The 25,319-nt window shown below is 72.3% G+C and carries 25 protein-coding genes; 3 read left to right on the top strand and 22 right to left on the bottom strand.

Annotation, left to right across the window (positions count from 1 at the left end; genetic code table 11):
• Positions 1 to 37 precede the first annotated feature (37 nt).
• Positions 38 to 1,543, bottom strand: coding sequence for an MFS transporter (locus tag ACZ4FH_RS29580; RefSeq protein WP_467308711.1), 1,506 nt, complete (start codon positions 1,541 to 1,543; stop codon positions 38 to 40).
• A gap of 160 nt (positions 1,544 to 1,703) precedes the next feature.
• Between ACZ4FH_RS29580 and ACZ4FH_RS29575 the strand changes: the two genes are divergently transcribed.
• Entirely contained in the window at positions 1,704 to 2,135 is a 432-nt protein-coding gene (locus tag ACZ4FH_RS29575) for a MarR family winged helix-turn-helix transcriptional regulator (RefSeq protein WP_383641314.1), read from the top strand.
• Positions 2,136 to 2,197: 62 nt separating this feature from the next.
• Here ACZ4FH_RS29575 and ACZ4FH_RS29570 read toward each other — a convergent pair whose 3' ends face one another.
• The 18 genes from ACZ4FH_RS29570 to ACZ4FH_RS29485 form a co-directional block, all read right to left on the bottom strand.
• Positions 2,198 to 2,782: an NADPH-dependent FMN reductase gene (locus ACZ4FH_RS29570; protein ID WP_383641317.1), complete on the bottom strand. Its 585-nt coding sequence runs from the start codon at positions 2,780 to 2,782 to the stop codon at positions 2,198 to 2,200.
• Between the two features lie 79 nt (positions 2,783 to 2,861).
• Positions 2,862 to 3,110: an acyl-CoA carboxylase subunit epsilon gene (locus ACZ4FH_RS29565; RefSeq protein WP_467308710.1), complete on the bottom strand. Its 249-nt coding sequence runs from the start codon at positions 3,108 to 3,110 to the stop codon at positions 2,862 to 2,864.
• A 9-nt stretch (positions 3,111 to 3,119) separates the two neighbouring features.
• Entirely contained in the window at positions 3,120 to 4,700 is a 1,581-nt protein-coding gene (locus tag ACZ4FH_RS29560; RefSeq protein ID WP_467308826.1) for an acyl-CoA carboxylase subunit beta, read from the bottom strand.
• A gap of 16 nt (positions 4,701 to 4,716) precedes the next feature.
• Positions 4,717 to 6,156 (bottom strand): MFS transporter, encoded by a 1,440-nt coding sequence (locus tag ACZ4FH_RS29555; protein ID WP_467308709.1) that lies wholly within the window; start codon positions 6,154 to 6,156, stop codon positions 4,717 to 4,719.
• A gap of 65 nt (positions 6,157 to 6,221) precedes the next feature.
• Complete coding sequence (locus tag ACZ4FH_RS29550) at positions 6,222 to 8,558, bottom strand: SDR family oxidoreductase (protein WP_467308708.1); 2,337 nt, start codon at positions 8,556 to 8,558, stop codon at positions 6,222 to 6,224.
• A 2-nt stretch (positions 8,559 to 8,560) separates the two neighbouring features.
• Positions 8,561 to 9,499 (bottom strand): aromatase/cyclase, encoded by a 939-nt coding sequence (locus ACZ4FH_RS29545; RefSeq protein WP_467308707.1) that lies wholly within the window; start codon positions 9,497 to 9,499, stop codon positions 8,561 to 8,563.
• A gap of 34 nt (positions 9,500 to 9,533) precedes the next feature.
• A complete protein-coding gene (gene fabG, locus ACZ4FH_RS29540) occupies positions 9,534 to 10,325 on the bottom strand; it encodes a 3-oxoacyl-ACP reductase FabG (RefSeq protein WP_467308705.1) in 792 nt (263 codons plus the stop codon).
• Positions 10,326 to 10,416: 91 nt separating this feature from the next.
• Positions 10,417 to 10,686 (bottom strand): acyl carrier protein, encoded by a 270-nt coding sequence (locus ACZ4FH_RS29535; RefSeq protein WP_385110576.1) that lies wholly within the window; start codon positions 10,684 to 10,686, stop codon positions 10,417 to 10,419.
• Positions 10,687 to 10,764: 78 nt separating this feature from the next.
• Positions 10,765 to 11,979 carry a ketosynthase chain-length factor gene (locus ACZ4FH_RS29530; RefSeq protein WP_467308704.1) on the bottom strand — a complete coding sequence of 405 codons (1,215 nt, stop codon included), beginning with the start codon at positions 11,977 to 11,979 and terminating at the stop codon, positions 10,765 to 10,767.
• On the bottom strand, positions 11,976 to 13,247 hold the full coding sequence (locus tag ACZ4FH_RS29525; protein ID WP_467308703.1) for a beta-ketoacyl-[acyl-carrier-protein] synthase family protein: 1,272 nt from the start codon (positions 13,245 to 13,247) through the stop codon (positions 11,976 to 11,978). Before ACZ4FH_RS29525 ends, ACZ4FH_RS29530 begins: the two co-directional genes overlap by 4 nt.
• Complete coding sequence (locus ACZ4FH_RS29520; protein WP_467308702.1) at positions 13,244 to 13,573, bottom strand: TcmI family type II polyketide cyclase; 330 nt, start codon at positions 13,571 to 13,573, stop codon at positions 13,244 to 13,246. Before ACZ4FH_RS29520 ends, ACZ4FH_RS29525 begins: the two co-directional genes overlap by 4 nt.
• 36 nt (positions 13,574 to 13,609) lie before the next feature.
• Positions 13,610 to 15,079: an FAD-dependent monooxygenase gene (locus tag ACZ4FH_RS29515; protein ID WP_467308701.1), complete on the bottom strand. Its 1,470-nt coding sequence runs from the start codon at positions 15,077 to 15,079 to the stop codon at positions 13,610 to 13,612.
• Positions 15,080 to 15,240: 161 nt separating this feature from the next.
• Positions 15,241 to 15,879: an antibiotic biosynthesis monooxygenase family protein gene (locus ACZ4FH_RS29510; RefSeq protein ID WP_467308700.1), complete on the bottom strand. Its 639-nt coding sequence runs from the start codon at positions 15,877 to 15,879 to the stop codon at positions 15,241 to 15,243.
• 95 nt (positions 15,880 to 15,974) lie between these two features.
• A complete protein-coding gene (locus ACZ4FH_RS29505; protein ID WP_467308698.1) occupies positions 15,975 to 16,637 on the bottom strand; it encodes a hypothetical protein in 663 nt (220 codons plus the stop codon).
• A 34-nt stretch (positions 16,638 to 16,671) separates the two neighbouring features.
• Positions 16,672 to 18,162: an FAD-dependent monooxygenase gene (locus tag ACZ4FH_RS29500; RefSeq protein WP_467308696.1), complete on the bottom strand. Its 1,491-nt coding sequence runs from the start codon at positions 18,160 to 18,162 to the stop codon at positions 16,672 to 16,674.
• 8 nt (positions 18,163 to 18,170) lie between these two features.
• Positions 18,171 to 18,425, bottom strand: a complete 255-nt coding sequence (locus ACZ4FH_RS29495) for a ferredoxin (RefSeq protein ID WP_467308695.1) — start codon at positions 18,423 to 18,425, stop codon at positions 18,171 to 18,173.
• 33 nt (positions 18,426 to 18,458) lie between these two features.
• A complete protein-coding gene (locus ACZ4FH_RS29490) occupies positions 18,459 to 19,712 on the bottom strand; it encodes a cytochrome P450 (protein ID WP_467308694.1) in 1,254 nt (417 codons plus the stop codon).
• A 17-nt stretch (positions 19,713 to 19,729) separates the two neighbouring features.
• Positions 19,730 to 20,629, bottom strand: a complete 900-nt coding sequence (locus ACZ4FH_RS29485; RefSeq protein ID WP_467308693.1) for an SCO6745 family protein — start codon at positions 20,627 to 20,629, stop codon at positions 19,730 to 19,732.
• A gap of 725 nt (positions 20,630 to 21,354) precedes the next feature.
• On the opposite strand from ACZ4FH_RS29485, the gene ACZ4FH_RS29480 reads away from it, so the two are divergent.
• Positions 21,355 to 21,828 carry a hypothetical protein gene (locus ACZ4FH_RS29480; protein ID WP_467308692.1) on the top strand — a complete coding sequence of 158 codons (474 nt, stop codon included), beginning with the start codon at positions 21,355 to 21,357 and terminating at the stop codon, positions 21,826 to 21,828.
• Positions 21,825 to 22,022, top strand: coding sequence for a hypothetical protein (locus tag ACZ4FH_RS29475; protein ID WP_467308691.1), 198 nt, complete (start codon positions 21,825 to 21,827; stop codon positions 22,020 to 22,022). Before ACZ4FH_RS29480 ends, ACZ4FH_RS29475 begins: the two co-directional genes overlap by 4 nt.
• Positions 22,023 to 22,074: 52 nt before the next feature.
• Here the strand turns inward: ACZ4FH_RS29475 and ACZ4FH_RS29470 are convergent, their stop codons facing one another.
• The 3 genes from ACZ4FH_RS29470 to metF all read right to left on the bottom strand — a co-directional run bounded on the left by ACZ4FH_RS29470 (position 22,075) and on the right by metF (position 24,509).
• Entirely contained in the window at positions 22,075 to 23,265 is a 1,191-nt protein-coding gene (locus ACZ4FH_RS29470; RefSeq protein WP_467308689.1) for a 3-deoxy-7-phosphoheptulonate synthase, read from the bottom strand.
• A gap of 164 nt (positions 23,266 to 23,429) precedes the next feature.
• A complete protein-coding gene (locus ACZ4FH_RS29465) occupies positions 23,430 to 23,570 on the bottom strand; it encodes a surface protein (RefSeq protein WP_467308687.1) in 141 nt (46 codons plus the stop codon).
• A gap of 33 nt (positions 23,571 to 23,603) precedes the next feature.
• A complete protein-coding gene (gene metF, locus ACZ4FH_RS29460) occupies positions 23,604 to 24,509 on the bottom strand; it encodes a methylenetetrahydrofolate reductase [NAD(P)H] (protein WP_383641382.1) in 906 nt (301 codons plus the stop codon).
• Between the last annotated feature and the right edge of the window lie 810 nt (positions 24,510 to 25,319).

Here is a 25,319-nt window from a genome sequence, read left to right as displayed (position 1 = left end):
GCGGGAGGGAGAGGGTCTGGGAGCGGGCCGGTACGGCCTACACGGGGACGGCGGTGAGGTCCTGGTCCTGCTTCGTCTGCTCGTCCTGGTTCGGCCGGGGCAGGTTGTTGGTGAGCATGATCAGCACCCCGGCCAGCAGCAGGATGCCGACGGTCCACCACACGGCGGTGGCGTAGCCGTGCACCGCGGCCCGGTTCACGGCGTCGGCGCCGCCGCTGTGCGAGACCAGCCAGGCGGCCGTGGTGGAGGCCGCGATGGTGTTGAGCAGGGCCGTGCCGATGGAGCCGCCCAGCTGCTGCGAGGCGTTGATCATCGCGGAGGCGACGCCCGTCTCGTGCTCGGCGACCCCGTGGGTGGCCAGGCTCATCGCCGGGGTGAAGGCGAGCCCGAGACCGATGCCGAACAGCAGCTGGCCGGGCAGGACGAGCAGGAGGTACGAGGAGTTCACGTCCAGCTGGGTCAGCAGGAGCATGCCGAGCGCGGCGACGAGGAAGCCGGGGCCCATGATCCAGCGCGGCGCGGTCCTCGGCATCAGCCGGCTGGCGATCTGGCCCGCGCCGATCAGCATGCCCGCCACCATCGGCAGGAACGCCACCCCGGAGACGAGGGGGCTGTAGCCGCGGATCTCCTGGAAGTAGTACGTCAGGAAGAGCAGCAGGCCGAACATGGTGATGACGGCGAGGGCCTGGGAGGCGAAGACCCCGGCCCGGTTGCGTTCGGTCACGATCCGCAGGGGCAGCAGCGGGGCGCTGCTCCGCTTCTCGACCACGACGAACAGGGTCAGCAGGACGACGCACGCCGCGAACAGGGAGAGGGTGGGGGTGGCGGTCCAGCCCTCGCTGTCGGCGAGCGTGAAGCCGTAGACCAGGGCCACGATTCCGGCGACGGACAGCAGGGTTCCGGCGATGTCCAGCTTCTCGCGGGCCGGGCGGGTGCCCTCGTCGCGGACGACGGCGACGGCTCCGGCCACCACGACGGCGGCGAAGGCGATGTTGACGAAGAGGGACCAGCGCCAGTTGAGGTACTCGGTCAGGACGCCGCCGAGGATCAGGCCCACGGCGGAGCCGCTGCCGGCGATCGCGCTGAACACCCCGAAGGCCTTGGCGCGTTCCTTGGGTTCGGCGAAGGTGACCGCGAGCAGGGACAGGCCCGCCGGTGCCAGCAGGGCGCCGAACGCGCCCTGGAGGGCCCGTGCGGTCAGCAGCATGCCGGCGTCGGCCGCCAGGCCGCCGAGGGCGGAGGCCGCTCCGAAGCCGATGACCCCGATGAGGAAGGCGCGCTTGCGGCCGATGGTGTCGCTGATCCGGCCGCCCAGCAGCAGCAGTCCGCCGAAGGCGAGCATGTAGGCGGTGACGACCCACTGCCGGTTGCTGTCGGAGATGCCGAGCGCGTGCTGCGCGGACGGTAAGGCGATGTTCACGATGGTGCTGTCCACGGAGACCATCAGCTGGGCGAGGGCGATGTAGACCAGGGCCTGCCAGCGCCGGGGGTCCGGGGCGGCGGCGCCCGGCGTACCGGACGCGGTGAGGTGCTCTTGAGCCATGACGGGGTTCCCACTTCTGTGACGGCAGGACGCCGGGTCTCGGGCAGGTCCGACGTGCGGGGGCGGGCCGGTCACATATGTTGTGCCGACCAATGTTGTTCGACATAACAATAAGCATGAACCGTTGGTCGGCACAACACTGTCGCGTAGACTTCCGGGCATGACCCTGTACGGACGCCTTGCCGAACTGGATGTCTGGCTGCTCTCGGGGGCCGCACTGCGCGCCCAGCGGCTCCTCTGCGACCACCTCGACACCACCGGGCTGCGGATGCAGCACTACCGCGTGATGGCGGGCCTGGCCGAACTGGGCGAGTGCACCCAGGCCGACCTGGGGCGCGCGCTGGGCCTGGACGCGGGGAACCTGGTCGCGATACTGGGCGACCTGGAGGGCCGGGGAGCCGTCACCCGGCGGACGGACCCCGCCAACCGCCGTCGCAACCTGGTCAGCAGCACCGAGGACGGCCGCACGCTGTTCGAGGAGATGGACCGGGCCGTCGAGAAGGCCAACGAGACCATGTTCGCGGCCTTCTCCCCCGCCGAGCGCGAGCACTTCCACAAGGTGCTGACGCGTCTCGCGCAGGGCGAGGAGTAGGGCCGGGGCGGGTTTCCGCCCGTGGGCCGCCGGTCCGGCCGGCGACCCGCGGACGAGGGACGTTACGCCCCGTACGGGCGCTGCGCGCGGGCCTCGCGCAGCGAGACGCCCCACCACACCAGCTGGTCCAGCAGGGCCTTGGCGGCGGTGGCCGCGGCGGTCGGGTCGGTGAGCGCCCCCGACTCGTCGAACTGCCCCCACACGTTGTGGAAGCTGACGCAGTCGCGCACGGTCACCGCGTGCAGCTCGGCGAAGACCGGGCGCAGGTGCTCCACCGACCGCAGGCCGCCGGCCAGACCGCCGTAGGAGACGAAGCCGACCGGCTTGGCCTGCCACTGGGTGGAGTGCCAGTCGATGAGGTTCTTGAGCGAGGCCGGGTAGCTGTGGTTGTACTCCGGCGTCACCACGACGAAGGCCTCGGCGGACGCCAGGCGCGGCGACACCCGGGCCAGCTCCTCGGCCACCGCGTCACTCGGGGCGTGCGACATCGCGTGCGGCAGCGCGTGCTCGGTGAGGTCGATCAGGTCGACCTCCACGTCCGCGCGCTGACCGGTCTGCGAGACGAACCAGTTGGCGACGGTCGGGCCGAACCGGCCTTCCCGCACACTGCTGTTGATCACGGCGAGGCGCAGGGGTGTGGCGGACATACATCTCCTCTAGTACCTGTCCGGGCGGAGCCGGCCGGGGCCTCTCCGTCCGGGTCCGAAGGTCGGACCGCGGCTGACGTCAGGACCGGCCCGGTGATCCCATCCGGCCCGGGGAGCTCGCCGCGGGGATGCGACCCGTGCCGTGCTCACGGCCCCAGCCGCGGGCGCCGCTGTGGCGGAGCGCGCGTTCCAGACGGTGCCAGTTGGGTGAGCGGCGGCGGGACGGCCGAAGGGGCTGGGACGCGGCGGACCGAGCCATCAACACCACGACAAGAGCAGCGAGTTCCTCGGAAGTAGCGTAACCGCGGATGACCCGGATGTCCGACATGATTCTCCGTCACAGAGGGGGGTTGCCGTGTTTGCGGGAGGGAAGTTCGGCGTGCTTCTCGCGCAGCATCGCCAGCGATCCGATGAGGATGGAGCGGGTGTCGCGGGGGTCGATGACATCGTCGACGAGACCGCGCTCGGCGGCGTAATAAGGGTGCATGAGCTGGGTGCGGTACTCCTGGATCTTCTGCTGCCGCACCGCTTCGGGGTCGTCGGCGGCGGCGATCTCGCGGCGGAAGATGACGTTGGCCGCACCCTCCGCACCCATCACCGCGATCTCGTTGCCCGGCCAGGCGAGGGCCAGGTCGGCTCCGATGGATCTTGAGTCCATCACGATGTAGGCCCCACCGTATGCCTTGCGGATCACGACCGAAACGCGAGGAACGGTGGCGTTGCAGTACGCGTAGAGCAGCTTCGCGCCGTGCCGGATGATCCCGTTGTGCTCCTGGTCGATGCCCGGGAGGAAGCCGGGCACGTCGATCAGCGTGACGATCGGGATGTTGAAGGCGTCGCAGAACTGGACGAAGCGGGCGGCCTTCTCGGAGGCCTCGATGTCCAGCACACCGGCGAGGGACTGCGGCTGGTTGGCGACGATGCCGACGACCTCGCCGCCCAGCCGGGCCAGGACGCAGAGGCTGTTGCCCGCCCAGCCGGCGTGGACCTCGAAGAACTCCCCGTTGTCGACGATCTCCTCGATGACCGCACGCATGTCGTAGACCCGGCCGGGATCGTCCGGGACGAGGTCGAGCAGGGCCTCGCTCCGCCGGTCGTGCGGATCGTCGACCGGGACGGCCGGGGGCAGCTCCCGGTTGTTCTGGGGGAGGAGGGAGAGGAGGTAGCGGACTTCGGCGATGCAGGTCTCCTCGTCGTCGTACGCGAAGTGCGCGACGCCCGAGGTCTCGGCGTGGACGTCGGCGCCGCCGAGCCCGTTCTGCGTGATCTCCTCGCCCGTGACGGCCTTGACGACGTCGGGGCCGGTGATGAACATCTGCGAGGTCTCACGGACCATGAACACGAAGTCGGTCAGCGCGGGGCTGTAGGCGGCGCCGCCGGCGCACGGGCCGAGCATCACGCTGATCTGCGGAATGACCCCGGACGCCCTGGTGTTGCGCTGGAAGATCCCGCCGTACCCGGCGAGCGCGGAGACACCCTCCTGGATACGGGCCCCCGCACCGTCGTTCAGCGAGACCAGCGGGGCACCGGCCGAGATGGCCATGTCCATGATCTTGTGGATCTTCGTCGCGTGGGCCTCGCCCAGCGCCCCGCCGAAGATCCGGAAGTCGTGCGCGTAGACGAACACCGTCCGCCCCTCGACCGTCCCCCAGCCGGTGACCACACCGTCCGTGTACGGCTTCTTCGCCTCCAGACCGAAACCCGTCGCCCGATGCCGCCGCAACTGCTCGATCTCCTGGAACGAACCCTCGTCCAGCAGCAGCGCGATCCGCTCGTACGCCGTCAGCTTGCCCTTCGCGTGCTGGCGTTCGGTGGCGGCGGGGTCCGGGCCGTGCCGGGCCTCGTTCCTGATCAGGCGGAGTTCCTCCAGGCGCTCGTAGAGCGTCCAGTCGGAACGCCGGGCCGGAGTCGTATCGATAACGGACATCAAAGCCTCACTCTTCTGTGGTTGGTGTCGCGCCCCGGGCCGGACGGGTCCGCAGACCGCCGAGCCCGGCCGCCAGCCCGGCCACGGCCACGGCGGTGACGAGCAGGAACGCCGGGCGGTCGTCGGAACGGCCGACGGCCAGGGCCGCCACCAGCGCCGGTACGACGGCGGCGGCGAGCTGGACGGCGCTCTGGTAGAGGCCGACGGCGGCGGGCCGGTCGACGGCGGCCAGCCGGGACGTCGCCTGGGTGTTCAGCGCGGCGAAGGACAGGACGAAGCCCGCACCCACCAGCAGCAGCGTCGGCAGGACGTCCGTGACGTAGCGCTCCGGGGCCGGATGCCGCAGGCACAGTGCCGCGCCCAGGACCGGGCCCAGCGCCCCCAGGGCGATCAGCCGGGCCGTGCCGTACCGGGCGATCAGCCGCCGGGAGAGCAGTGCCGTGACGGCCAGCGGCACACTGGCGGGCAGCAGCGCCAGCGCGGTGCGCAGCGGGGACCAGCCCAGACCGGTCTGGAGCCGTACGGTCAGGATCAGCAGCAGCCCGAGGTTCACCCCGTTCAGCGCGGCGGCCCCGGCCATCGAGCGGACCAGGGTGCGGTTGCGCAGCAGCCGGCCCCGGATCAGCGGCCGTGCTCCGGTGCGCTCCACCACGGCCAGCACGGTGCCCAGCACCGCGGCGAGCAGCAGCGGCCCCGCGGTCCGCGCGTCGGACCAGCCGTGGTCCGGCACCGAGACGATCCCCAGCACCAGGCAGAGCAGGGCACTTGTCAGGGCGAGCGCCCCGGCCGTATCGAAGCGGCGCGGTTCGCCCGGGGGCGGGGCGGCGGGCGCCGTGCCGCGCGGGATCAGCCGTACCGCGCAGACGAACAGCACCAGGACCACCGGCGCGGGGAAGGCGACGGTCCACCGCCAGCTCACCTCCGTCAGCAGCCCCGACACCAGCAGGCCCGCGGCGAACCCGGACCCGCCGAACAGCGCGTAGACCGACACCGCGCGCTCGCGACTGCGCCCCGCCGGGAACTCCGAGGCGATGATGGCCAGTCCGGTCGGCGCGGTCAGCGCGGCGAAGAAGCCCTTCAGCACGCGGGCGGCCACCAGTACGGCCGGCTCGTCCGTCACCCCGCCCGCCAGCGAGGCCGCGGCGAAGCCGAGCAGCGCCCACAGGTAGACCCGCCGCCGGCCGAGCAGTTCCACCAGGCGCCCGCCGAAGAGGGTGAGCCCGCCGAAGCCGACGGCGAAGCCGGTGATCAGCCACTGCGCCCCGGTCAGCGAGAGCCCGAGCGCCTGTCCCGCCACCGGCACGGCCACGACCATGGCCGACACCTCAAGGGCGTCGATCAGCATGTTCCCGGCCAGGACGAACAGCAGCCCCCACAGGCGCGGGCTCCACCGCCCGGCACCGGCCGCAGGGGCGGCGGAACCGAGGGATTCCTGAGGTGGTGCCACGGGTTTCATCGCGCTCCTTCACTCCGTCCTGTCCCACTGCCGTACGGTGCCGGTGCCGGTGCCGTTCAGCCGAGGAGCGTGCCCCCGGTGGCGTCGAGGAACGCTCCGGTGATCCAGCGGGCGTCCTCGCTCGCCAGGAACGCGACCACGTCGGCGACGTCCCGGGGTTCGCCCACCCGTCCGAACGCCGAGAGCGCCGCCATCTGCTCGACGGCCTCCGGGATGCCGAACACGGGGTTGTCGTTGCGCGTGATGCCCGGCGCGACGCTGTTGATGGTGATGCCGCGCGGTGCGAGGTACTTCGCGAAGTGCAGGGCCAGTTGCTCGACGGCGCCCTTCGTCATCGCGTAGGCGATCTCCTCCGGATTGGCGAAGTGGGTCAGCCCGGAGGTGATGTTGACGACCCGGCCGCCGTCGGTCAGGTTCCCCAGCGCCCGCTGGATGAGGAAGAACGGCGCCTTGGCGTTGACGGCGAAGAGCCGGTCGAACTGCTCGGGCGTCGTGGCGTCGGCCGCGACACCGCCGCCCATGATCCCGGCGTTGTTGACCAGGATGTCCAGATCGGTGGTGCCGGTGCGCTCCTTCAGGCCCTGTTCCAGGTCGAGGAAGAGCGCGTCGGCGTCGCCGGGCACGCCCAGTTCCGCCCGGACGGCGAAGGCCCGCCCGCCGTCCTTCTCGATCGAGGTGACCACGTCGTCGGCGGCCTCGCCGCCCCGGGAGCTGTGCACGGCGACCAGGGCGCCTTCCCTGGCCAGCCGCAGGGCGATGGCTCGCCCGATGCCCCGGCTGGAACCGGTCACCAGCGCCGTCTTGCCCGTGAACCTGCTCATACCTGCGTCTCTTTCCTGTGAAGGGGTCGGTGAGGGTGCGCCGGCGGCCGGGGACGGGGATTGCGCCCGCGCCGGGGTGCGGGCCGGTGCGCCGGTGAGGGCGTACGGGCCGTCCGGGGTGGCCGGTGCGCCGAACCAGCGCCGCAGCGCCGTGCGCAGCCCTGCCCCGTCGTCCTGTCCGCCGCCCTCCGGGCCGGCCCAGACGACGTGGCCGTCCGGCCGGACCAGCACGGCGGCGCCCGGCTCCGGGACCGCCGTGCCCGCCCCGCCGCCGGGGACGAGGTCGACCCGGTCGCTCCACGGGGCCAGCGCGCGCCGCCAGGTCTCCGCCGGGCCGGGGGCGCCGGGGTGCGGCAGCAGCAGGCCGTGGGAGCCGTGCCCCCGCTGCCCGTGGGCGAGCCGGTGGCCGAGCAGCGGATGGTCACCCGGGCCGGTGTCGTAGCGGATGTCGAGGCCGCAGATCATCGCGGCCAGATGGGCGCGGACCGGTTCCTCGCGGACGAGTTCGGCCACGACGGCCCGGACGGGCTCCACCTCGGGGCCGCCCATGAGCAGCATCGCCTGGGCCCGGATGTTGCCCAGGGCCCGGGAGCCCACGGCGTGCCGTTCGGTGTGGTAGCTGTCGAGAAGGCCGTCGGGGGCCCGTCCGGCGACCTGGAGGGCGAGCTTCCAGCCGAGGTTGGCGGCGTCCTGGAGCCCCAGGTTGAGGGCCTGGCCGCCGATGGGCATCTGCTGGTGGGCGGCGTCGCCCGCGAACAGCACCCGCCCGTCCCGGTAGTGGGCGACCTGCCGGGCGGCGTCCGCGAAGGTGTTCACCCAGAGCGGGCGGCCGTGCCCGATGTCCTCGCCGGTGAGCCGCTGCCACAGATCGCGGATCTCGGCGAAGACGGGCGCCCCGGTCCGCTCCCCGACCGCGCTGCCGAACTCGTGCGCCATCACCCGGGTCACGCCCTGGGCGTTGCGGGCCGCGACGGCCAGCCCCCGGGGCAGCCGCTGGAAGCGACGGGCCGGGATGTCGATGCCGGCGACATCGGCCCGGACCAGCTCCCGGCGCGCGGCGTCGCCGGGGAACGCGGCCCCGGTGAGCCGTCGTACGGTGCTGTCCTCGCCGTCGCACGCGACGAGGTACCGGGCCCGGACCCCGACGGTCCGGCCGCCGGTCACCGCCTCGGCCGTCACCCCGTCCGGGCCGGTGCGCACCCCGGTCACCTCGTGGCCCGTCCGCAGCTCCGCGCCCAGCGACAGCGCCCACTCCCGCAGGGCCGCCTCCGTCCCGGTCTGCGGGATCTTCCACTGCCCCGGATACGGGGTCGGCAGCGTCAGATCGAGCGGGATACCGCCGAAGTGGCCCCGTACGTCGTTCGGCAGCTCCCCCAGCGCGTCCAGCAGGCCGCGGCTGTCGAGGATCTCCATCGTGCGGGCGTGCAGGGTCGACGCGCGTGACTCCGTCCCCGGCTCCGTGCGGCGCTCCAGCACCACCACGGCCGCCCCGCCGAGCCGCAGCTCCCCGGCGAGGAGCAGCCCGGCCGGGCCCGCTCCGACGACGACGACATCGCAGTCCAGGGCGGTCACGGTCAGCCCGTGCTCTCGGCGTGGTCCTTGGCGTGTCCGAGCGTGGCGCGGCTGTTGGTGCTGAGCGCGCCGTGGACGTAGGCACGGGCGTCCGCGACGGTCGCGCCGGCGCCGAGGACCTTCTCGATGGTGGCGGTGTTGAGCACCACGGTGTGCTGGGAGACGGCGGTGACGGAGCCGTCGTCCTCCTCGGTGAAGGTCCAGCAGCCGGTGTGCAGGGTCATCAGCGCGGGCAGCGTGATCTGCTTGTACGCGATCTTCTGGTGCGGGAACGCCACCCGGTAGGACTTGGTGGTGTGGGTCGAGCCGTCCCGGGCGCGGGTGTCCATCTCCAGGGTCTGGAGACCGGGGACGTCCTCGTCGAAGCGTACGGACGCCACGTGCGGAAGGCGCTCCGCCCAGAGTCCGGCCTCGTTGATGAAGTCGAAGGCGTCCTTGGCGGAGCCGTCGATGCGCACGCTGTCCTCGAAGGAGAACGTCAGTTCCTTGTCGGCGTGCGCGCGCTCCACATTGGTTTTGAGGGCGGCCAGTTCGGAACGGGAGTTGCGGTCGACGGCCTCCTCGATCCACTTCAGGCCCTCGGCGTCGTCGTCGACGGCCCGGTAGTCGTGCAGCAGCCGGACGCGGGAGTCCCCGCCGGGCAGCGGTTCGATGATCCAGGTGCCGCCCATCGCGGCGACCGGAGGCGTGGACACCTCCTGGCGGAAGTCGATCCGCAGCCCCTCGGGGTCCAGGGTGCGGCGCGAGGTCCAGTTCTTGGCGGCGCCGTTGGCGGTGGCCCAGATCCGGATGCGCTCGCTGTCGCCGTCCCGGTCGGCCACGTCGACGTGGATGGTGGGCGGGAAGATCTGCGGCCAGTTCTCCACCTCGGCGATCAGGCGGTAGACGTCGGCCGCGGGCGCGGCGACGGTGATCTCGTGCTCGACGTGCTGGGTCGTCATGTCGGTGTCTCCTCGCGAGGGGGGTCCGGGACGGTCAGAAGTTGCCGAGTCCGCCGCAGACGTTCAGTGCCTGGGCCGTGATGGAGGCCGCGGTGTCGGACGCCAGATAGCCGACGAGACCGGCCACCTCCTCGGGGGTCGAGTAGCGGCCGAGCGGGATCTTCGCCGTGAAGCGCTCCATGATCGCGGCCTCGTCGGTGTCGTACGCGGCCGCGTAGCCCTGGCGCACCCGCTGGGCCATGGGGGTCTCCACATAGCCGGGGCAGACGGCGTTGACGGTGATGCCGGTCGGGGCCAGCTCGTTGCCGAGGGCCTTGGTGAAGCCGACGACACCGTGCTTGGACGCCGAGTACGGGGCGCCGAGGACCACGCCCTGCTTGCCCGCCGTGGAGGCGACGTTGATGATCCGGCCGCGGCTCTTCTCCCTCATGCCGCCCGCGTTGAGCACGGCACGGGTCATCCGGAAGACGCTGTTGAGGTTGGTGTCGATGACGTCGTCCCACAGCGCGTCGTCGATGTCGGCGGTGACGCCGCCGCCGCTGCGGCCCGCGTTGTTCACCAGCACGTCGACGGTGCCGTACCGCTGCACGGCGGCGCGGACGAAGCTCTCGACGCCCTCGGCGGAGCGCACGTCGAGCGGCGCCCCGTCGACGTCCAGGCCCTCCTCGCGCAGCTCCTTCACGGTGGACGCCACGTTCTCGGCGGTGCGCGCGCCGATGAAGACCCGGTGCCCCTGACCGGCCAGCAGCCGGGCGGCGGCGAGCCCGATTCCGCTGGTGGCGCCGGTGACGACGGCGACCCTGGTGTCCTGGCTGTTCTGTGGCATGGCTGACTGCTCCCGTGATCGGTGGGGTGAGAGGCGTACGGAAGTGCGGGTGCGGTGGGGGCCTGTCCGGCTGGTCCTCGTGGGACGGGCCTCAGGCCGCCGCGTCCTGGATCAGGTGCTCGTTGACGGCGCCGACCAGGGCGCGCGGGGTCGTCGCGTCGGCCAGGATGGTGTCGGAGATGGTGATGCCGTAGGCGCGCTCGATGCGGCTGCTGGTCTCCAGCAGCGCCAGCGAGTCGTAGCCCAGGTCCTCGAACTCGTGGTCCGCGATGTCGGAGTCGAGGTCCACGTTCTCCGCGGCGCCGGAGCCCTCCAGCAGGATCCGCTTGAGGTCGTCGATCGTGAACGGCTGTGTGGTCATGCGTCCGCCCTGCCTTGTGTCGGGGTCTGAACCGGTGGAATGGGAAAGGAGAGAACAGAGAAGGGGCCGCCCGCCCGGTCAGGCGGTGGCGGCGCGCAGCAGCACGGCCGAGTTGAACCCGCCGTGGCCGCGGGCCAGCACCAGTGCGGTTCGGATCCGGGCCGTCCGGGCCGTGGTGACGAGGTCGAGGCCGAGCGCCGGATCGGGGTCGGTGTTCGTGCTGGGCGGGATCAGCCCGGACCGCATCGAGAGCAGTGCGGTGGCCAGGTCGAGCGGCGCGGCCCCGGAGTAGAGGCGGCCGGTCATGGTCTTCGGCGCGGTGACGGGGACGCCGTGCCGCCCGAAGACCGTGCGGAGCGCCTCGGCCTCGGCCCGGTCCAGCTCCGGTACGGCCGCCGCGTCGGCGAAGACCACGTCGACGTCGCCGGGGGCGGCGCCGGCCTCGGCCAGGGCCAGTTCGACGGCCTTGCGCAGCGCGGGCTCGCCGCCGCTGCCGGGCCGGGGGTCGAAGGTGGCGCCGTACCCGGCGACCTCGCCGTAGATCCGGGCACCGCGCCTGCGGGCCTTTCCGGCCTCCTCCAGGATGAGCATCGCGCCGCCCTCGCCCGCCACATGGCCGCAGGCCCGGCGGTCGAAGGGCAGATAGGCGCGGGCGGGGTCGTCGACCGTGCTCAGCCGGCCGCTCGCCAGCTGCGCCACCCAGCCCCAGGGGCAGACGGAGGCGTCGATGCTGCCGGAGACGATCATTCCGGTGCCCTTGCGGATCTGGCGGCGGGCGTGGGCGACGGCGTCGAGGCCGCCCGCCTGGTCGCTCACCAGGACCCCGCTGGGCCCCTTCATCCCGTTGCGGATGGAGATCTGGCCGCTGTTGACGGCGTAGAACCAGGCGAAGGACTGATAGGCGCTGACGTGCTGGCTGCCCTTGCTCCACAGCTTCTGGAGCTCGTTCTGGCCGAATTCGAAACCGCCGGAGGAACTGGCCGTCACCACGCCCATGTCGAAGCCCTCGGCCTCCTGCGGCTTGATGCCGGCGTCGGCGAGCGCCCAGTCGGTGGCGACCAGGGCGAGCCGGGTCATCCGGTCGGTCTGCGGCAGCAGCCGGCTCGGCAGGTGGTCCTTCGCCTCGAAGCCGGGCACCTCACCGGCCAGCCGTGCCGGATAGCCCGAGCCGTCGAAGCGGGTGAGCGGGCCGATCCCGCCGCGGCCGGCCCGGGTGGCCGCCCAGTAGTCCTCCTTGCCCAGGCCGTTGGGGGCGGCGACGCCCAGTCCGGTGATCACGACCGACGCGGTCATCGTGTGCTCCCTTCGACCCGTTCCAGCACCATGGCGCTCTGGAATCCGCCGAAGCCGCTGCCCACGGTGAGCACGGTGTCCGTGCGGTGGTCGCGCGCGGTGAGCGGCACGTAGTCCAGGTCGCATTCGGGGTCGGGTGTGTGCAGATTGGCCGTGGGGGGCACGACGTTGTGCTCCATGGCGAGGGCGCAGGCGGCGATCTCGATCGAGCCGATGGCGCCCAGTGAGTGGCCCACCATCGACTTGATGGAGCTGACCGGGGTGCGGTGGGCGTGGTCGCCGAGGCTCTTCTTGAACGCGGCGGTCTCGTGCCGGTCGTTCTGCTTGGTTCCGGAGCCGTGCGCGTTGATGTAGTCGATGCGGTCGCCGGGGATCCGGGCCTCGTCGAGCGCCACCGTGATGGCCTCCGCCATCTCGGCCCCGTCCGGGCGCAGCCCGGTCATGTGGAAGGCGTTGCAGCGGGAGGCGTAGCCGGAGATCTCGGCGTAGACGTGTGCGCCGCGCCGCCGGGCGCTCGCCAGCTCCTCCAGGACGAAGACGGCGGACCCCTCGCCCAGGACGAATCCGTTGCGGGTGCCGTCGAAGGGCCGCGAGGCCTCGCCGGGCGCGTCGTCGCGCGGGGTGGTCGCCTTGATCGCGTCGAAGCACGCCATGGTGATCGGGGAGATCGGCGCGTCCGAGGCCCCGGCGATCATCACGTCCACCGAGCCCTCGCGCAGCAGTTCGACCGCGTAGCCGACGGAGTCCAGGCCCGAGGTGCAGCCGGTGGAGACCACGGTGCTGGGGCCCTGGGCGCCGACCGCCCAGGCGACCTCGGCGGCGAAGGAGCTGGGGACGAAGTAGTTGTAGAGGTGCGGGGCGGCGTAGGCGGGGTCGACCAGGTCGAGCCGGCCGCCGTCGCTGACGATCCGGTACTCCTCGTCGAGTCCCATGGTCGCGCCGACCGCGCTGCCGATCGTGACGCCGAGGCGGTACGGGTCCAGGGCGGTGGTGTCGAGACCGCTGTCCGCGACGGCCTCCCGGGTGGCGACGATCGCGAGCTGGGCGGCCCGGTCCATCCGCCGGATCTCCTGGGGGCTCAGCCCGCTCGCCTCGGCGTCGAAGTCGATCTCGGCGGCGACCCGGGACCGGAACGGCGCGGGGTCGAAGAAGGTGATGCCGCGGGTGGCGGTGCGCCCCTCGCTGAGCAGGCTCCAGAAGTCCTTGACGCCGATGCCGCCGGGGGCGACCACGCCGATGCCCGTGATGACGACCCTGCGCCCGGTCACGCGGAACCGTCCCAGTGGTAGAAGCGGGTGGCCATGGCGTCGGCGGGCGAGCGCCAGGTGGCGGGGTCGTAGGCCTGGATGAACGGCTTGAGATCGTCGCTGATCCCGATGAACCGGGGGTCGGTCTTGGCCTGTTCGATCAGCTCGCCGCCGTTGTCCTCGTCGAACTCCTGGAGGTGGAAGTACAGCCCCCGGTAGGAGAACAACTGACGGCGCCGGGTGCCCATCAGGTGCGGCATCTCGGTCCGGTCGAAGGCGTCGAACAGCCCGGCGACTTCGGATCCGGTGCCCGGTGCCATCCGGGCGACGATCAAGGTGCTGTGCATGGTCTCTTCTCTCTCTTCTCGGGGGGTGTACGGGAGTCAGCGCGCCGGTCCGAACCAGCGCTCCAGGGCCATCGGCAGATCGCTGTGGCTGCCCGGTGCGGCCCAGGCCACATAGCCGTCGGGGCGGACGAGCACGGCGGCGGTGCCGTCCAACGCCCCGTCGCCGGGAAGCTCCTTGGGCGCCGCGGTCACCACGTCCACCCGGTCCGTCCAGCCGGACGCGCGGCGGCGCAGTTCGGCGTTGTCCGCGAGGTCCAGGAGCACGCCCCGGCCGCCGTGCAGGGCTTCGGTGGAGCTGCCGGGGGACGTGGTGCCGGTCAGTTCCAGATGCGGCATCCGGCGGCCGAGCAGGGGGTGGGCGCCGCCGTCGACGGCGTAGTGGATCTCCAGTCCGCTGACCATGGCGGCCAGGTGCCGGCTGACCGGCTCGTAGCGGATGAGTTCGCTGAACACATCGCGCAGCGGCTGTACTTCGGCGCCGCTGAGGAAGAGGAGACCCTGGGCGCGGGTGTTCATCAGCAGGCGCTGTCCGACGGGGTGGCGTTCGTCGTGGTAGGTGTCCAGAAACGTTTCGTCCATTCGGCCCCGGGCCACGGCCGCCAGCTTCCAGCCGAGGTTGACGGCGTCCTGGATGCTGGTGTTCATGCCCTGTCCGCCGGCCGGCAGATGGATGTGCGCGGAGTCGCCGGCCAGCAGGATGCGGCCCTGCCGGTAGTGGGTGGCCTGGCGGGTGGCGTCGCCGAAGGAGGAGACCCAGACGGATTCGCCGTGACTGATGTCGTCCCCGGTCAGCCGCTTCCAGGCGGCGGCGACCTCGTCGTACGAGGGCGGGGTCTCGCGCCGCTGGGGCGGGGTGCCGCGCTCGCACACGATCAGCCGGGTGATGCCGTCCGGGAGCGGGCCGACCATGACCATGCCGCCGGGCAGGGTCTCGCCGATCATCCGCGGGGGCAGGTTCAGCCCCTTCACGTCGGCCAGGAACATCTCCATGGTCGAGGCGGTGCCGGGGAACTCGAATCCGGCCTGTTTGCGCACCAGACTGCGGCCGCCGTCGCAGCCCACGAGGTAGGGGGCGGTGAGCCGGTGGACCCCGTCGGGGCCGCGGACCTCCGCCTCGACGTGGTCCCCGGCGTCCTTGACGGAGAGCAGTTCGTGGCTGCGCCGGACGTCGGCGCCCAGCGAGGTGACCCACTCCTCCAGGACGGTCTCGGTCTGGGACTGGGGGATGGTCTTGGCGGCCTGGTGGGCCCCGTCCAGGACGGCGAAGTCGATCGGCAGCCCGCCGAAGTGGCCCTGGTTGCTGACCTCGATGTCGCCGAAGCGGGAGAGCAGGCCGCGCTGGTCGAAGACCTCCATCGTGCGGGCGGTGAACCCGAGCCCGCGTGATTCGCCGGTGCGCCGGGCGAGCTTTTCGAGGACGACGACGTCGACCCCGGCCAGCCGCAGTTCCCCGGCGAGCATCATTCCGGCCGGGCCGGCCCCGACGACGATCACTTGAGTGTCCATGCACCCTCTCCATGCTCGATGCGTACGAATGACCTGAAGGAATTTGACCTGCACCTGACAAAGCCCGGGACGCGGTGGTGCGCCACCGGAAACGTGACGGGAACGGCGAACGGCCCAGGTCATCGACCTGGGCCGTTCGGGAGGAGCTACGGTCTCCCGCGTCAGCGGGTCACGGCACCCGCGAGGACGTACCGTTTGCCACCGATGCCGCGCACACCCGGCATCGTGATGGCCTCCAGGCACTCCTTGGGACGGCTGCTCTTCATGAAGCCGACATGGGCGTCCTCGTCGACCCACTCCGCCCAGTTCATGACGCGGGTGCCGTCGAGGCTGATGTGGAAGTGGGAGGCGACCAGACCGGGGAACGGCGTGCCGAGCGGTCCGTCGATCAGATTGTCGATCGAGCGCCGCTGCCGGTCCCGGCCGTCCACGTCGAAGACCGGCGCCACCAGCGCGGTGGGCACGCTGCCGGGCTCCAGGACCCGGCCCCGGTAGAGCCGGTAGCGGACCGGTTCGGTGGTGTTCTCGTCCGGTTCGCCGAGACCGCCGCCCGCCACGAACGCGCGGTAGGCGTCGTCCGAGGTCCACTGGGCGTACGTGAGGACGTTCTCGCCCTCGGTGCTGGTGAAGACGCTCACCGAGAGGAAGCCCTCGGGCAGCGGCCCCTTCCGGTACGGCGCGAGGACCCGCTCCGCCTCGGCCCGCTGGTGCTCCGGCCCGCCCACGTACAAGGGGGTCACGAGCGCGACCCCCGCATCGGCGCGGGCGACGTCCGGAAAGGGGCTGGGGGCATCGGCCATGGGGCTTCTCCTTCGTACCGTCACTGTCGGACCGTCAACCATCATGGCAAGGTCCGCAGTTCGATGATCGGACAGTCACCCTGTCGGCCGGGACGTCACCCGTCGATGGCGCGATACAGGTGGTAGCGGGTGAAGCCGATCGGCCGGACGCCCGGGGTGCGGGTCGCCAGCCGCAGCGAACGGTGCCGGGTGGCCCCCTCCAGGAACGCGATGTGCTCCTCGTCGCTCGTCCACTCCGCGTAGTTGATGACCCGGGTGCCGTCCACGCTGAGGTGGAAGTGGGAGGCGATCAGCCCGGCCTGGTCGGAGCGCGGGGACGCCTCGATGTTCGCCGTGACGGAGGAGACGATGTGCTCCTGCCGCTCCCGCCCGTCCACATCGAAGCTGGCGATCACCACCGAGGCCGCCGGACCGCTCTCCGGGGCCAGCGGCACGCTCCGGAACAGGCGGTACTCCACCGGCTCCACCCGCGCCGCCGCCGACGGCAGCGAGCGGACGAACGGCCGGTAGGCGTCCGGGCCGGCGCACTGGGCGTACGTCATCACCGTGACGTCGTCGCCGCCCGTGCTGAGGTAGCAGGAGAAGGACAGGACGTCCCCCGGCCGCTCCGCCGCCTCCCAGGCCTCCGCGATCTCGTCGAGGACCGCACGGCCCTGCTCCTCCCCCGCCACGTACCAGTGGCTCATGAAGACGGCGCGGGAGTCCGCGCGGTCGATGGCCGGTACGGCGGCTGCCTGCCGGGCTCCTGTGCTGGTCATGTCGTCTCCCGTGGTCTCGTGGGGCGGGCCCGGCTCAGTGCGCGGGCTCCCCGAAGCTGCGGTGCAGGGCAGTGGCGAGGTCGCCGGAGCCGGACACCCAGGCCACATAGCCGTCGGGGCGGACCAGGACGGCGTCCGCGTCCACCTCTTCGCCGTCCGCGCCCCGCGCGCCCGGCCGTGCGGAGCGGACGTCCACCCACGGCGCCCACCGGGCGGCGAGACGCGCGGGCTCCGGATCGTCGCCCAGGGACAGCAGGACGCCTCGGGCCGGATGCAGCAGCCGCAGGCTCCGCGTCTCCTCCCCGTCCTCCAGCACCAGGGGGACGTCCGGCAGCCGCCGGCCGAGCAGCGGATGGTCCCCGGCGCCGACGTCGTAGCGGATCTCCAGACCGCTGACCATCCCCGCCAGCAGCAGCGCCGCCTCCGGGCCGCGGAACACCTCGGCCAGCACCTCGCGCAGCGGCTGCGTCTCGGGCCCGCCCAGGAAGAGGGAGGCCTGCGCCCGGGTGTTGCGCAGCAGCGCCGCGCCCACCGGGTGGCGTTCGTCGTGGTAGCTGTCCAGCAGCGTCTCGGGCAGCCGCCCGGTGACGACCGCGCCCAGTTTCCAGCCGAGGTTGACGGCGTCCTGGATGCTGACGTTCATCCCCTGCCCGCTGGCCGGCAGATGGACATGGGCGGAGTCCCCGGCGAGCAGGACCCGGCCCCGCCGGTAGGCGTCGGCCTGCCGGGCCGCGTCCCCGAAGGAGCTGACCCAGACCGGTGAGGCACCGGAGATGTCGTCGCCGCTGACCCGCTTCCAGGCGTCGGCGACCTCGCTGAACTCCGGCGGCCCGGTGCGCTCCCGGGGCTTCCTGCCGTGTTCGGAGACGACGACGCGGACCATGCCCCCGCCCAGCGGGGCGGCCAGCAGCATGCCCGCCGGGCGCCGCTCCCCGGACCACTTCGGCGGGAGTTCGAGGTCCTTCACATCGGCCAGCAGCAGTTCGGCGGTGGCGTCGGTGCCGGGGAACCCGAAACCGCCCGCCCGCCGGACCGTACTGCGGCCGCCGTCGCACCCCACGAGGTACGCGGCCGTCAGCCGCACCTCGCCGTCCGGGCCCTCGGCCCGCACCTCGACGCCGTCGCCGAGGTCGGTGAACCCGGTCAGCCGGTGACCGCGCCGGACGTCGGCGCCCAGCTCCGCCGCCCACTCCCCCAGCACGGCGACCGTACGCGCCTGCGAGACGCCGGTGACACTGGCGTGCCGCCCGTCGCCGACCGCGAAGTCCACCGGCACACTGCCGAAGTGGCCGCCCGGCGACCGCTTCAGCTCGCCGAAGCGGGGCAGCAGCCCGCGCTGGTCGAACACCTCCAGCGTGCGGGCGGTGAACCCCATGCCGCGCGATTCGGCGGTCGGCCGGCTCTCCTGCTCCAGGACCACGACCCGCGCGCCGGCCAGCCGCAGCTCCGCGGCCAGCATCAGCCCCGCGGGTCCCGCTCCTGCCACGACGACGTGGGTGTCCCGTTGTGCGGACTGCGCCTGCATCCCGTCCCTCACTCCCTGCTCTCGTGTGCGTTCTCGCGTACGGGGGTGCCGGGTTCCCCCGAGACGACGGTGATCGCCCCGGTCGGGCAGCACTCGGCGACGGCGCGCAGCAGCCGCGTCCGCTCCTCCGCGTCGCCCGCCGGGACGCCCCGAGGGGTCGCGGCGATGCCGTCGTCGTCCAGCAGGAACAGGTCCGGCGCCATCGACTCGCACAGCCCCGTGCCGAGGCACAGCGTGCGGTCGATCCGGGCGGAGACGGTCATGACGGCCGCCCCGGGCCGCTCGCGGCGGCCACCTCAGGCCTCCTGGGCGGCGCGCGCGGCGGCCTTCGGCGAGGCGGCGACGGGCAGCGCGACCAGGCGGCGGATCGCCCAGTTGTCGATGTAGCGCACGGAGTCCCGGGGCGCGTTCAGGACCAGCTCCGGGAAGCGCTCGAACAGGGCGGGGATGGCGATGGCCCCTTCGAGGCGGGCCAGGGCCGCGCCCAGGCAGTTGTGCAGCCCGTGGCCGAAGCCGACGTGGCGGGGGCCCTCGCGCCGCAGGTCCAGCACGTCGGGCCGGTCGAAGCGGCGGGGGTCGCGGTTGGCCGCCAGCAGGCCGACGATGACCGGGGCGCCGACGGGCAGGACGGTGCCCGACAGCTCGATCTCCTCGGTGGTGACCCGGAACAGGGCGGTGCTCAGCGCCCCGTCGTAGCGGAGCAGTTCCTCCACCGCCGGTTCGGCCAGCTCCGGTTCGGACCGCAGCAGGTCGGCCTGGGCGGGGTGGTCCAGCAGGGAGAGCACCGCGTTGCCGATGAAGCCGCGCACGGTGTCGCTGCCGCCCATGATGACGGCCGCGACCAGACCGGTCAGCTCGTCCTCGGTCAGCCGGCCGTCGTCGTCGTCCCGCAGCAGCGCCGAGGTCAGGTCGTCGGCGGGCCGGGTGCGCTTCTCGGCGACCAGCTCGGCGGCGTACTCGCAGATCCGGCCGAACGCCCCGGGCACCTTGTGCATGAGCGCGGGGTCCGACGGGAACGCCTCGTTGAGCGCGCTGACCAGCTCCCGGTGGCGTTCGATGCGCATCCCGAGGATCTCGCCCAGCACCCCGGCGGAGACCTCGCCCGCGTAGTCGTCCATCACGTCGAAGGTCTCGCGCAGCGCGCAGTCGGCGAGGACGCGCTCGACGTGCTGCCCCACCGTGGTGCGCCACCGCTCCACCTGACGGGTGGTGAAGGCGCCCATCGCCCGCCGGCGCAGCCGGGTGTGGTACGGCGGATCGACCACCGATATGCCCCGCCCCAGGATGGTGCCCTCGGCGGCGACGAGCCCGGCGGCCCGGAACTCGTCGTTGGCCCAGGTGGCGGCCTCCGCGCTGTAGCGCGGGTCGGAGAGCACGGTCCTGACGTCGTCGTAGCGCGTGACGAGCCAGGTCCGTACGTCACCGGCGGGGAAGCGGAACTCGTGGACCGGGGAGTTCTCCCTGAGCCGGGCGAGCGTGGTGTGCGGGTCCTGGTAGTAGGCGGGCGAGAACAGGTCCGCGGGCGCCTGCGTCCGCGTCGACAACGTCATGACGGTTCCTCTCGGGGTCAGAGTGCGTTCCACACGTCGGCGGGCGGGGCGAAGAACTCGCGCAGCGGGGGCGGGAAGAGCCCGGCGTCGGCGGCCGTCTCCACCAGGTCGCGTACGTACAGGGCCAGTTGCTCGACGTGCTCGGCGCCCAGGGCGTCGTAGGGCCGGCGGTCGAGCCAGGTCGTCTCGGCCTCGACCTCGTCCCTCAGCTTGGCGCCGCGCGCGGTGAGCAGGCCCGCCGCGTCGACCAGTCCCCGTTCGGCGAGCCGCTCCCGTCCGGCCGCCCACTCCTCCTCGGTCCAGCCGCGCATCGGCATGACGATCTCCTTGGCCATGCCGTGCGTGCTGGCGCAGTCGATGACGAGGGAGTCCACGCCGGTCAGCCGGTAGTGGCCGAGTACGGCGACGTGGCCGTCGCCCCGGTGCTCGCGCAGCATCGTGGCGGCGTGCCACAGGGCCGCGTGGGGGCGCTCCGGCTGCGGGAGCACGGAGTTGGCCGCGTACAGCGGGCGGCCGGGCAGGGCGCAGGCCCCGGCGGCGACCGTCGCGAGCTTGGCCGCCTCGGCGAGCTTCGGGGAGTGGACGGTCTCGGCGCCCAGCAGGCGTTCCAGGGCCGCGGCGGAGGCGTCCTCACGGGCACGGAGCGCCCGCTCGGGCGACACCCGGTCCCAGAGCGCGGGAATGCGGTCGGCCACGAGACGCGGGGCGAAGGAGTTGAAAGCGGCGGTCACCACGGCGGGGTCCACGATGCCCAGGGGGGACGCCCGCCCGGCGAGGTAGACACTGGAGTGGTCGTCGATGCCGAACGGCGCTACTTCGTCCGCCAAATCGCTGGTGAAATAGGGAATGGAATGGAGCGCGTTCAGCACCTGGGCGCATTGCCGCGCGTATCCGTTTTTTCTGTGCTGGTGATCCATGAAGCCCTCAAGGCTGGGTGTCGTGGTCGGCATGAATGCCGCTGGAGTCCGGCCTGAATACCGCTTGAGCGGCTGCGGACGGGGCACGCAAGGGGTGCACCGGAAAGCGTGAAGGCCACCGAAGAGCTAGGGATGGCCGCACAAGGGAGAGGGCCCTGGTGTCTGCTCCGCAATCGCTTGCCGATCGGGATTTGCGCAGACCAGTGGCCCGCGAGAAGTGTGACAGTCGGCCGCTGCAGATGTCAACAGCCGTTTTTCCACGCGATGTTGAGTGGCTCTCGATAAACCGTGCGAGGGTGACGCGACCCACATGAGATCTCCTTGACACTTCTGAGCCGACGAGCGCGACAATTGGTGAACAAATTGACCAACGACGGGCCGACGGAGCAAATGCGCCGTTCGCCCGATTTGGTTATGCCGCGATTACTGTAGTGCACACGTATGGGCGTCACCGCAAGGCGAACGGACAGGCAGGGAAACTCTCCGGCCGATACGAGAACGCCGGCCGAAGGAAACGGATGCTCGGTCTACAGGAGATGCGAGGCCAGAACGTGCAGCAGCAGGGTTGCTCGGAATCATCGGAACGATTCATACGTCATCCCCCCGCACCCAGGGCGGAATCCGCCACCGGTTCACCGGTCGAAAGACTGAGCGCACGGCTGCGGGACGTCGGAGAGGTCTACCGGGAGAGCGAGGAGGAACTGACCGCCACACGCACAGGCCCGGTGGAACGTGTCAGCGGGACGCAGTCGGTGGGCATCCGCCTCGACGACCGGATGCTGGCGCTGCGCTCGCAGATCGCCGACTTCCTGTGCTCCTGGGCGGGGCTCGTGGTCTCCGAACGCGGGCTGCCGTCGGTGCCCGGCACGGAGGTCCCCGCCCTGCTCCGCTTCCTGGCCGGCCAGGCCGACTGGCTGGCCGCCCACCCCGCCGCCCAGGACCTGGACGCCGAACTGACGGCGCTGCTGGACTCCGCCCGCTCCCTGCTCGGCCCCCGCGCGTACGAGGTCTCGCTGGGAACCTGTTGTCACCACGGCTGTACGGCGCATCTGCGCGCGACGCTGAGAGGCACCAGCGACACGGTCTACTCCCGGGTGGCCTGCGACGCCGGGCACACGGTGCCGCCCCGGGACTGGCTGCTGCTCTCCGGCCGGGCGAAGCCGGCGACGGAGGGCGGCCGGGCGAACGGTCCGGCATGACGGAGCAACGGCGCCGCCGCACCGTACCGACCGAACTGGCCGCGCTGGCCGCGGGGGTCAGCCCGGCCACCATCCGCAAATGGGCGAGCCGGGGAAAGATCACCCGCCTCGGCACCCCGCAGCGCGCCGAGTACGACCTCGACGAGCTGTACGAACTGCTCTCCCGCTCCCCCAAGGCACCCGAGAGCGGCTGAACCGGCACCACGCGGCCCCCTGGCGGGCGCCCGTCCGGGGCGCCGGCCCCGGTCACGGCACATCCCACGCGGAGACCACGGAAACCGCCTGCCCCGGGGTCAGCCGGGGGTCGCAGAACGAGGTGTAGCGCTCACCGACGGCGGACAGCTCCGCCTCGGTGTCGGCGCACTCCGTGACATCGTCGGGCGTCGTCTCCAGATGCAGACCCCCCGGCACACCGCCCGCCCCGCGCACGGCGGTCACGAAGCGCGAGACCTCCAGCGCGACGGTCTCCACGATGCGCGTCTTGTGGCCGCCGGGCGCGGTGACGGTGTTGCCGTGCACCGGATCGGTCAGCCAGATGGCCGGGTGCCCGGCCTCGCGGACCGCCTCGACCAGACGCGGCAGCCGTTCGGCGACCCGGTCCGCGCCCATCCGCGCGATCAGCGTGAGACGGCCCGGCTCGCGCCAGGCGTCCAGCCGCTCGCACAGCGCCACCAGCTCCCCCGGCTCCATCGACGGACCGACCTTGCAGGCCACCGGGTTGGCGACCTGCGAGAGCAGCGCCACATGGGCGTCGTCGATCTGCCGGGTCCGCTCCCCGATCCACGGCCAGTGCGTGGACCCCAGGAAGAGCCGCCCCTCGTCGTCGGTGCGCAGCAGCGGCACCTCGTAGTCGAGCAGCAGCGCCTCATGGCTCGTCCACACCTGCGTGCCCGCCGCCCGGTGCCCCGTGCCGCGCTCGCGCCAGCCCAGGTGGTCCACGGCGTCGCCCGCCGCCATGTAGCCGGTGAGGATGCGCAGCGGGTCCAGGCGGCGGCTCTCCGGGTCCGGTTCCGGACCGTTGACCATATGGCCCCGGAAGACGGGGAGTTCGACACCGCCGACGACCTCGGTCGGCCGCGACCGGGGCTTGGCGAACTGCCCGGCGATCCGCCCCGCCCGCACCACCGGCCGGCCGGTGATCAGACCGAGCGCACCGGCGAGCAGATCGAGCACCGCCACCTTGCGCGCCACGTGCTCGCGCCCGCACTCCCGGGGGTCCTCGGCGCAGTCACCGGACTGCACGACCAGCGCCCGGCCCGCCGCCACGGACCCCAGCAGCGTCCGCAGCGCGGCCACGTCGTCGGGCCGCACCAGGGCGGGACGCGCGGCCAGCGCCTCCCTGACCCGGTTCAGCTGGGGCAGGTCGCTCCATTCGGGCTGCTGCCGTGCCCCGCGGACGCTGACCTCCCGGATCACGTCCTTCACGACGTCCTTCATTGCGTACTCCGATCCAACGGTGCTCTCGCTCGTGACAGGAACGTCGTCGTGCCGCGCCCCGCGGCGGGCTCGAACTCCGGCCGAGGGGTCATCGGGAGTATCGGCGCGCGCACTTGAGACCCGGTCGATTTCCTGTCGGGACCGCGGCGCGGCACACCGGGCCGTCAGTCGATGCCGCGTACCACGTGCGGCTCGGCCAGATCGTCCTCGTCGATGCCCGCGAGCAGCAGCGGCGGGACCGCGCCCGGGGAGAACTCCGCCGCCTCGTAGCTGAACCGGGCTTCCTGTTCCATGGTGTCGTGCACGTGCTCCTCCGCTCTCAGCAGGTCGGTGGAGCGTCAGCCGTGGAGCAGTTCCACGCGCCGGCCGCTCCTCGATCCGGTCACGGCACGGTGGATCTCGGGTGCCGCCGTCGACCGGTTGAGCGTGATGTAGTGCAGTCCTGGTGCGCCTTCGGCGAGCAGCCGCTCGGCCATGGCGGTGGCGTACTCGACGCCGATGCGGTATCCCTGCGCGGGATCGTCGCGGGCGGCGTTCAGCCGGTGCGCCAGCTCCTCGGGGAACGCCGCACCGCTCAGCGCGGCGAAGCGGCTGATCTGGCGGGCGTCGGTGGCGGGCATGATCTCGGGGATGACCGGGATGTCGCAGCCGGCGGCGGCCACCCGGTCGCGCAGCCGCAGATAGTCCTCCACGTGGAAGAACATCTGCGTCAGGGCGTAGTCGGCCCCGGCGCGGCATTTGGCGACGAAGTGCCGGATGTCGCTCTCCCAGTCCGGTGAGCGCGGGTGCCGCTCGGGGAAGGCCGCCACCCCGATGCTGAAATCGCCCAGCTCCCGGACGAGTGACACGAGTTCATGGGCGTGCCGGAAGCCGTCGGGGTGCGGGATCCAGGGTGCGTTCGGGTCGCCGGGAGGGTCCCCGCGCAGCACGAGGACGTCGCGTACGCCCGCGTCGGCGTACTGGCCGATGATGTGGCGCAACTGCGCGACGGAGTGCCCGACGGCGGTGAGATGGGCGACCGGGCGCAGGGTCGTCTCGGCGACGATCCGCTTGGTCACCTCGATGGTGCGGTCCCGCGAGGAGCCGCCCGCCCCGTAGGTGACGGAGACGAAGTCCGGTGCCATGCGCTCGATCCGGCGGATCGTCTGCCACAGCCCGTGCATCCCCGCCGCGGTCTTCGGCGGGAAGAACTCGAAGGAGAACGTCGGCTCGGGCCGCGCCAGCGCCTCACGCAACGTCGTCACGTCCGGCCCCTCCGGCCTCGGGAGTACCGGTCACCACCATCAGCACGGGGACTCCTTCACTCGCTTCGGATCCTCCACCATGCGGCCCGCCGGACGAGGTTCCCTCGGGAAGCACTCGAATCCCCGTCGAGACCACCTCTCCCCCGCCCCGCTCCTCCCCCGCCCGGACGGAACCGGTCCATCAGAATCAGCCCCCCGGGATCCATCAAGATCAACTTCTGTGAGAGCGATTCTCCCGCCCGCCGCCCCACCGCGAGAACCGCCCCTCAACGGCTCCGAACAGCCCCTCCACCCCCGGTCCACGCCCTCGCCCCGCCCCCTCCCTCTCCCCCGACGGCCCCGCCCCGGTCCCCACTCCCCCACCACGACACCACCGCGAACCGGCACCCCACCCCTGCCCCTTCCACCCGAAACGGACATGCCGCACCACACGTCCCCACCTCGGTCCCGGTGCCCGCCGACTCCCCCACCACCCGAGCCGATCCCTTGACGAGCCGCGACACGACCCACGCCACCACCGCACCCGAACACGACGACCGCAGACCGAAGCCACCCCCGACCAGCACCGCCCGGCGACATACCCGCGCTGCCTCGACGCGCTCGCCGGCATCAGCGCGGCGGCCCACGGACGCGTACCGTCCCGCCCCCTACGGCACACCGGTCTCGCTGCTCGGCGGGCGAACCGCCCGGAGGGTCGCCGGTGATGCCGCCGCCCGGGACCGGTGTGCGGAGGCGGGACGCGGAGGAGAGAAGGAACGTCGGGTGGAGCGGGCTTGCGGCGGGCGGGGGTCTGCGTTCTGGAGGTGGGGT

This window comes from Streptomyces sp. NPDC024555 (assembly GCF_055559335.1).
This window is presented reverse-complemented; position numbering and strand designations above follow the sequence as displayed.

Bases quoted from the DNA above. Each gene is read 5' to 3' on its own strand.
- ACZ4FH_RS29580 (WP_467308711.1), bottom strand. From the start codon at position 1,543: ATGGCTCAAGAGCACCTCACCGCGTCCGGTACGCCGGGCGCCGCCGCC.
- ACZ4FH_RS29575 (WP_383641314.1), top strand. From the start codon at position 1,704: ATGACCCTGTACGGACGCCTTGCCGAACTGGATGTCTGGCTGCTCTCG.
- ACZ4FH_RS29570 (WP_383641317.1), bottom strand. From the start codon at position 2,782: ATGTCCGCCACACCCCTGCGCCTCGCCGTGATCAACAGCAGTGTGCGG.
- ACZ4FH_RS29565 (WP_467308710.1), bottom strand. From the start codon at position 3,110: ATGTCGGACATCCGGGTCATCCGCGGTTACGCTACTTCCGAGGAACTC.
- ACZ4FH_RS29545 (WP_467308707.1), bottom strand. From the start codon at position 9,499: ATGACGACCCAGCACGTCGAGCACGAGATCACCGTCGCCGCGCCCGCG.
- fabG (WP_467308705.1), bottom strand. From the start codon at position 10,325: ATGCCACAGAACAGCCAGGACACCAGGGTCGCCGTCGTCACCGGCGCC.
- ACZ4FH_RS29535 (WP_385110576.1), bottom strand. From the start codon at position 10,686: ATGACCACACAGCCGTTCACGATCGACGACCTCAAGCGGATCCTGCTG.
- ACZ4FH_RS29530 (WP_467308704.1), bottom strand. From the start codon at position 11,979: ATGACCGCGTCGGTCGTGATCACCGGACTGGGCGTCGCCGCCCCCAAC.
- ACZ4FH_RS29520 (WP_467308702.1), bottom strand. From the start codon at position 13,573: ATGCACAGCACCTTGATCGTCGCCCGGATGGCACCGGGCACCGGATCC.
- ACZ4FH_RS29515 (WP_467308701.1), bottom strand. From the start codon at position 15,079: ATGGACACTCAAGTGATCGTCGTCGGGGCCGGCCCGGCCGGAATGATG.
- ACZ4FH_RS29510 (WP_467308700.1), bottom strand. From the start codon at position 15,879: ATGGCCGATGCCCCCAGCCCCTTTCCGGACGTCGCCCGCGCCGATGCG.
- ACZ4FH_RS29505 (WP_467308698.1), bottom strand. From the start codon at position 16,637: ATGACCAGCACAGGAGCCCGGCAGGCAGCCGCCGTACCGGCCATCGAC.
- ACZ4FH_RS29500 (WP_467308696.1), bottom strand. From the start codon at position 18,162: ATGCAGGCGCAGTCCGCACAACGGGACACCCACGTCGTCGTGGCAGGA.
- ACZ4FH_RS29495 (WP_467308695.1), bottom strand. From the start codon at position 18,425: ATGACCGTCTCCGCCCGGATCGACCGCACGCTGTGCCTCGGCACGGGG.
- ACZ4FH_RS29490 (WP_467308694.1), bottom strand. From the start codon at position 19,712: ATGACGTTGTCGACGCGGACGCAGGCGCCCGCGGACCTGTTCTCGCCC.
- ACZ4FH_RS29485 (WP_467308693.1), bottom strand. From the start codon at position 20,629: ATGGATCACCAGCACAGAAAAAACGGATACGCGCGGCAATGCGCCCAG.
- ACZ4FH_RS29475 (WP_467308691.1), top strand. From the start codon at position 21,825: ATGACGGAGCAACGGCGCCGCCGCACCGTACCGACCGAACTGGCCGCG.
- ACZ4FH_RS29470 (WP_467308689.1), bottom strand. From the start codon at position 23,265: ATGAAGGACGTCGTGAAGGACGTGATCCGGGAGGTCAGCGTCCGCGGG.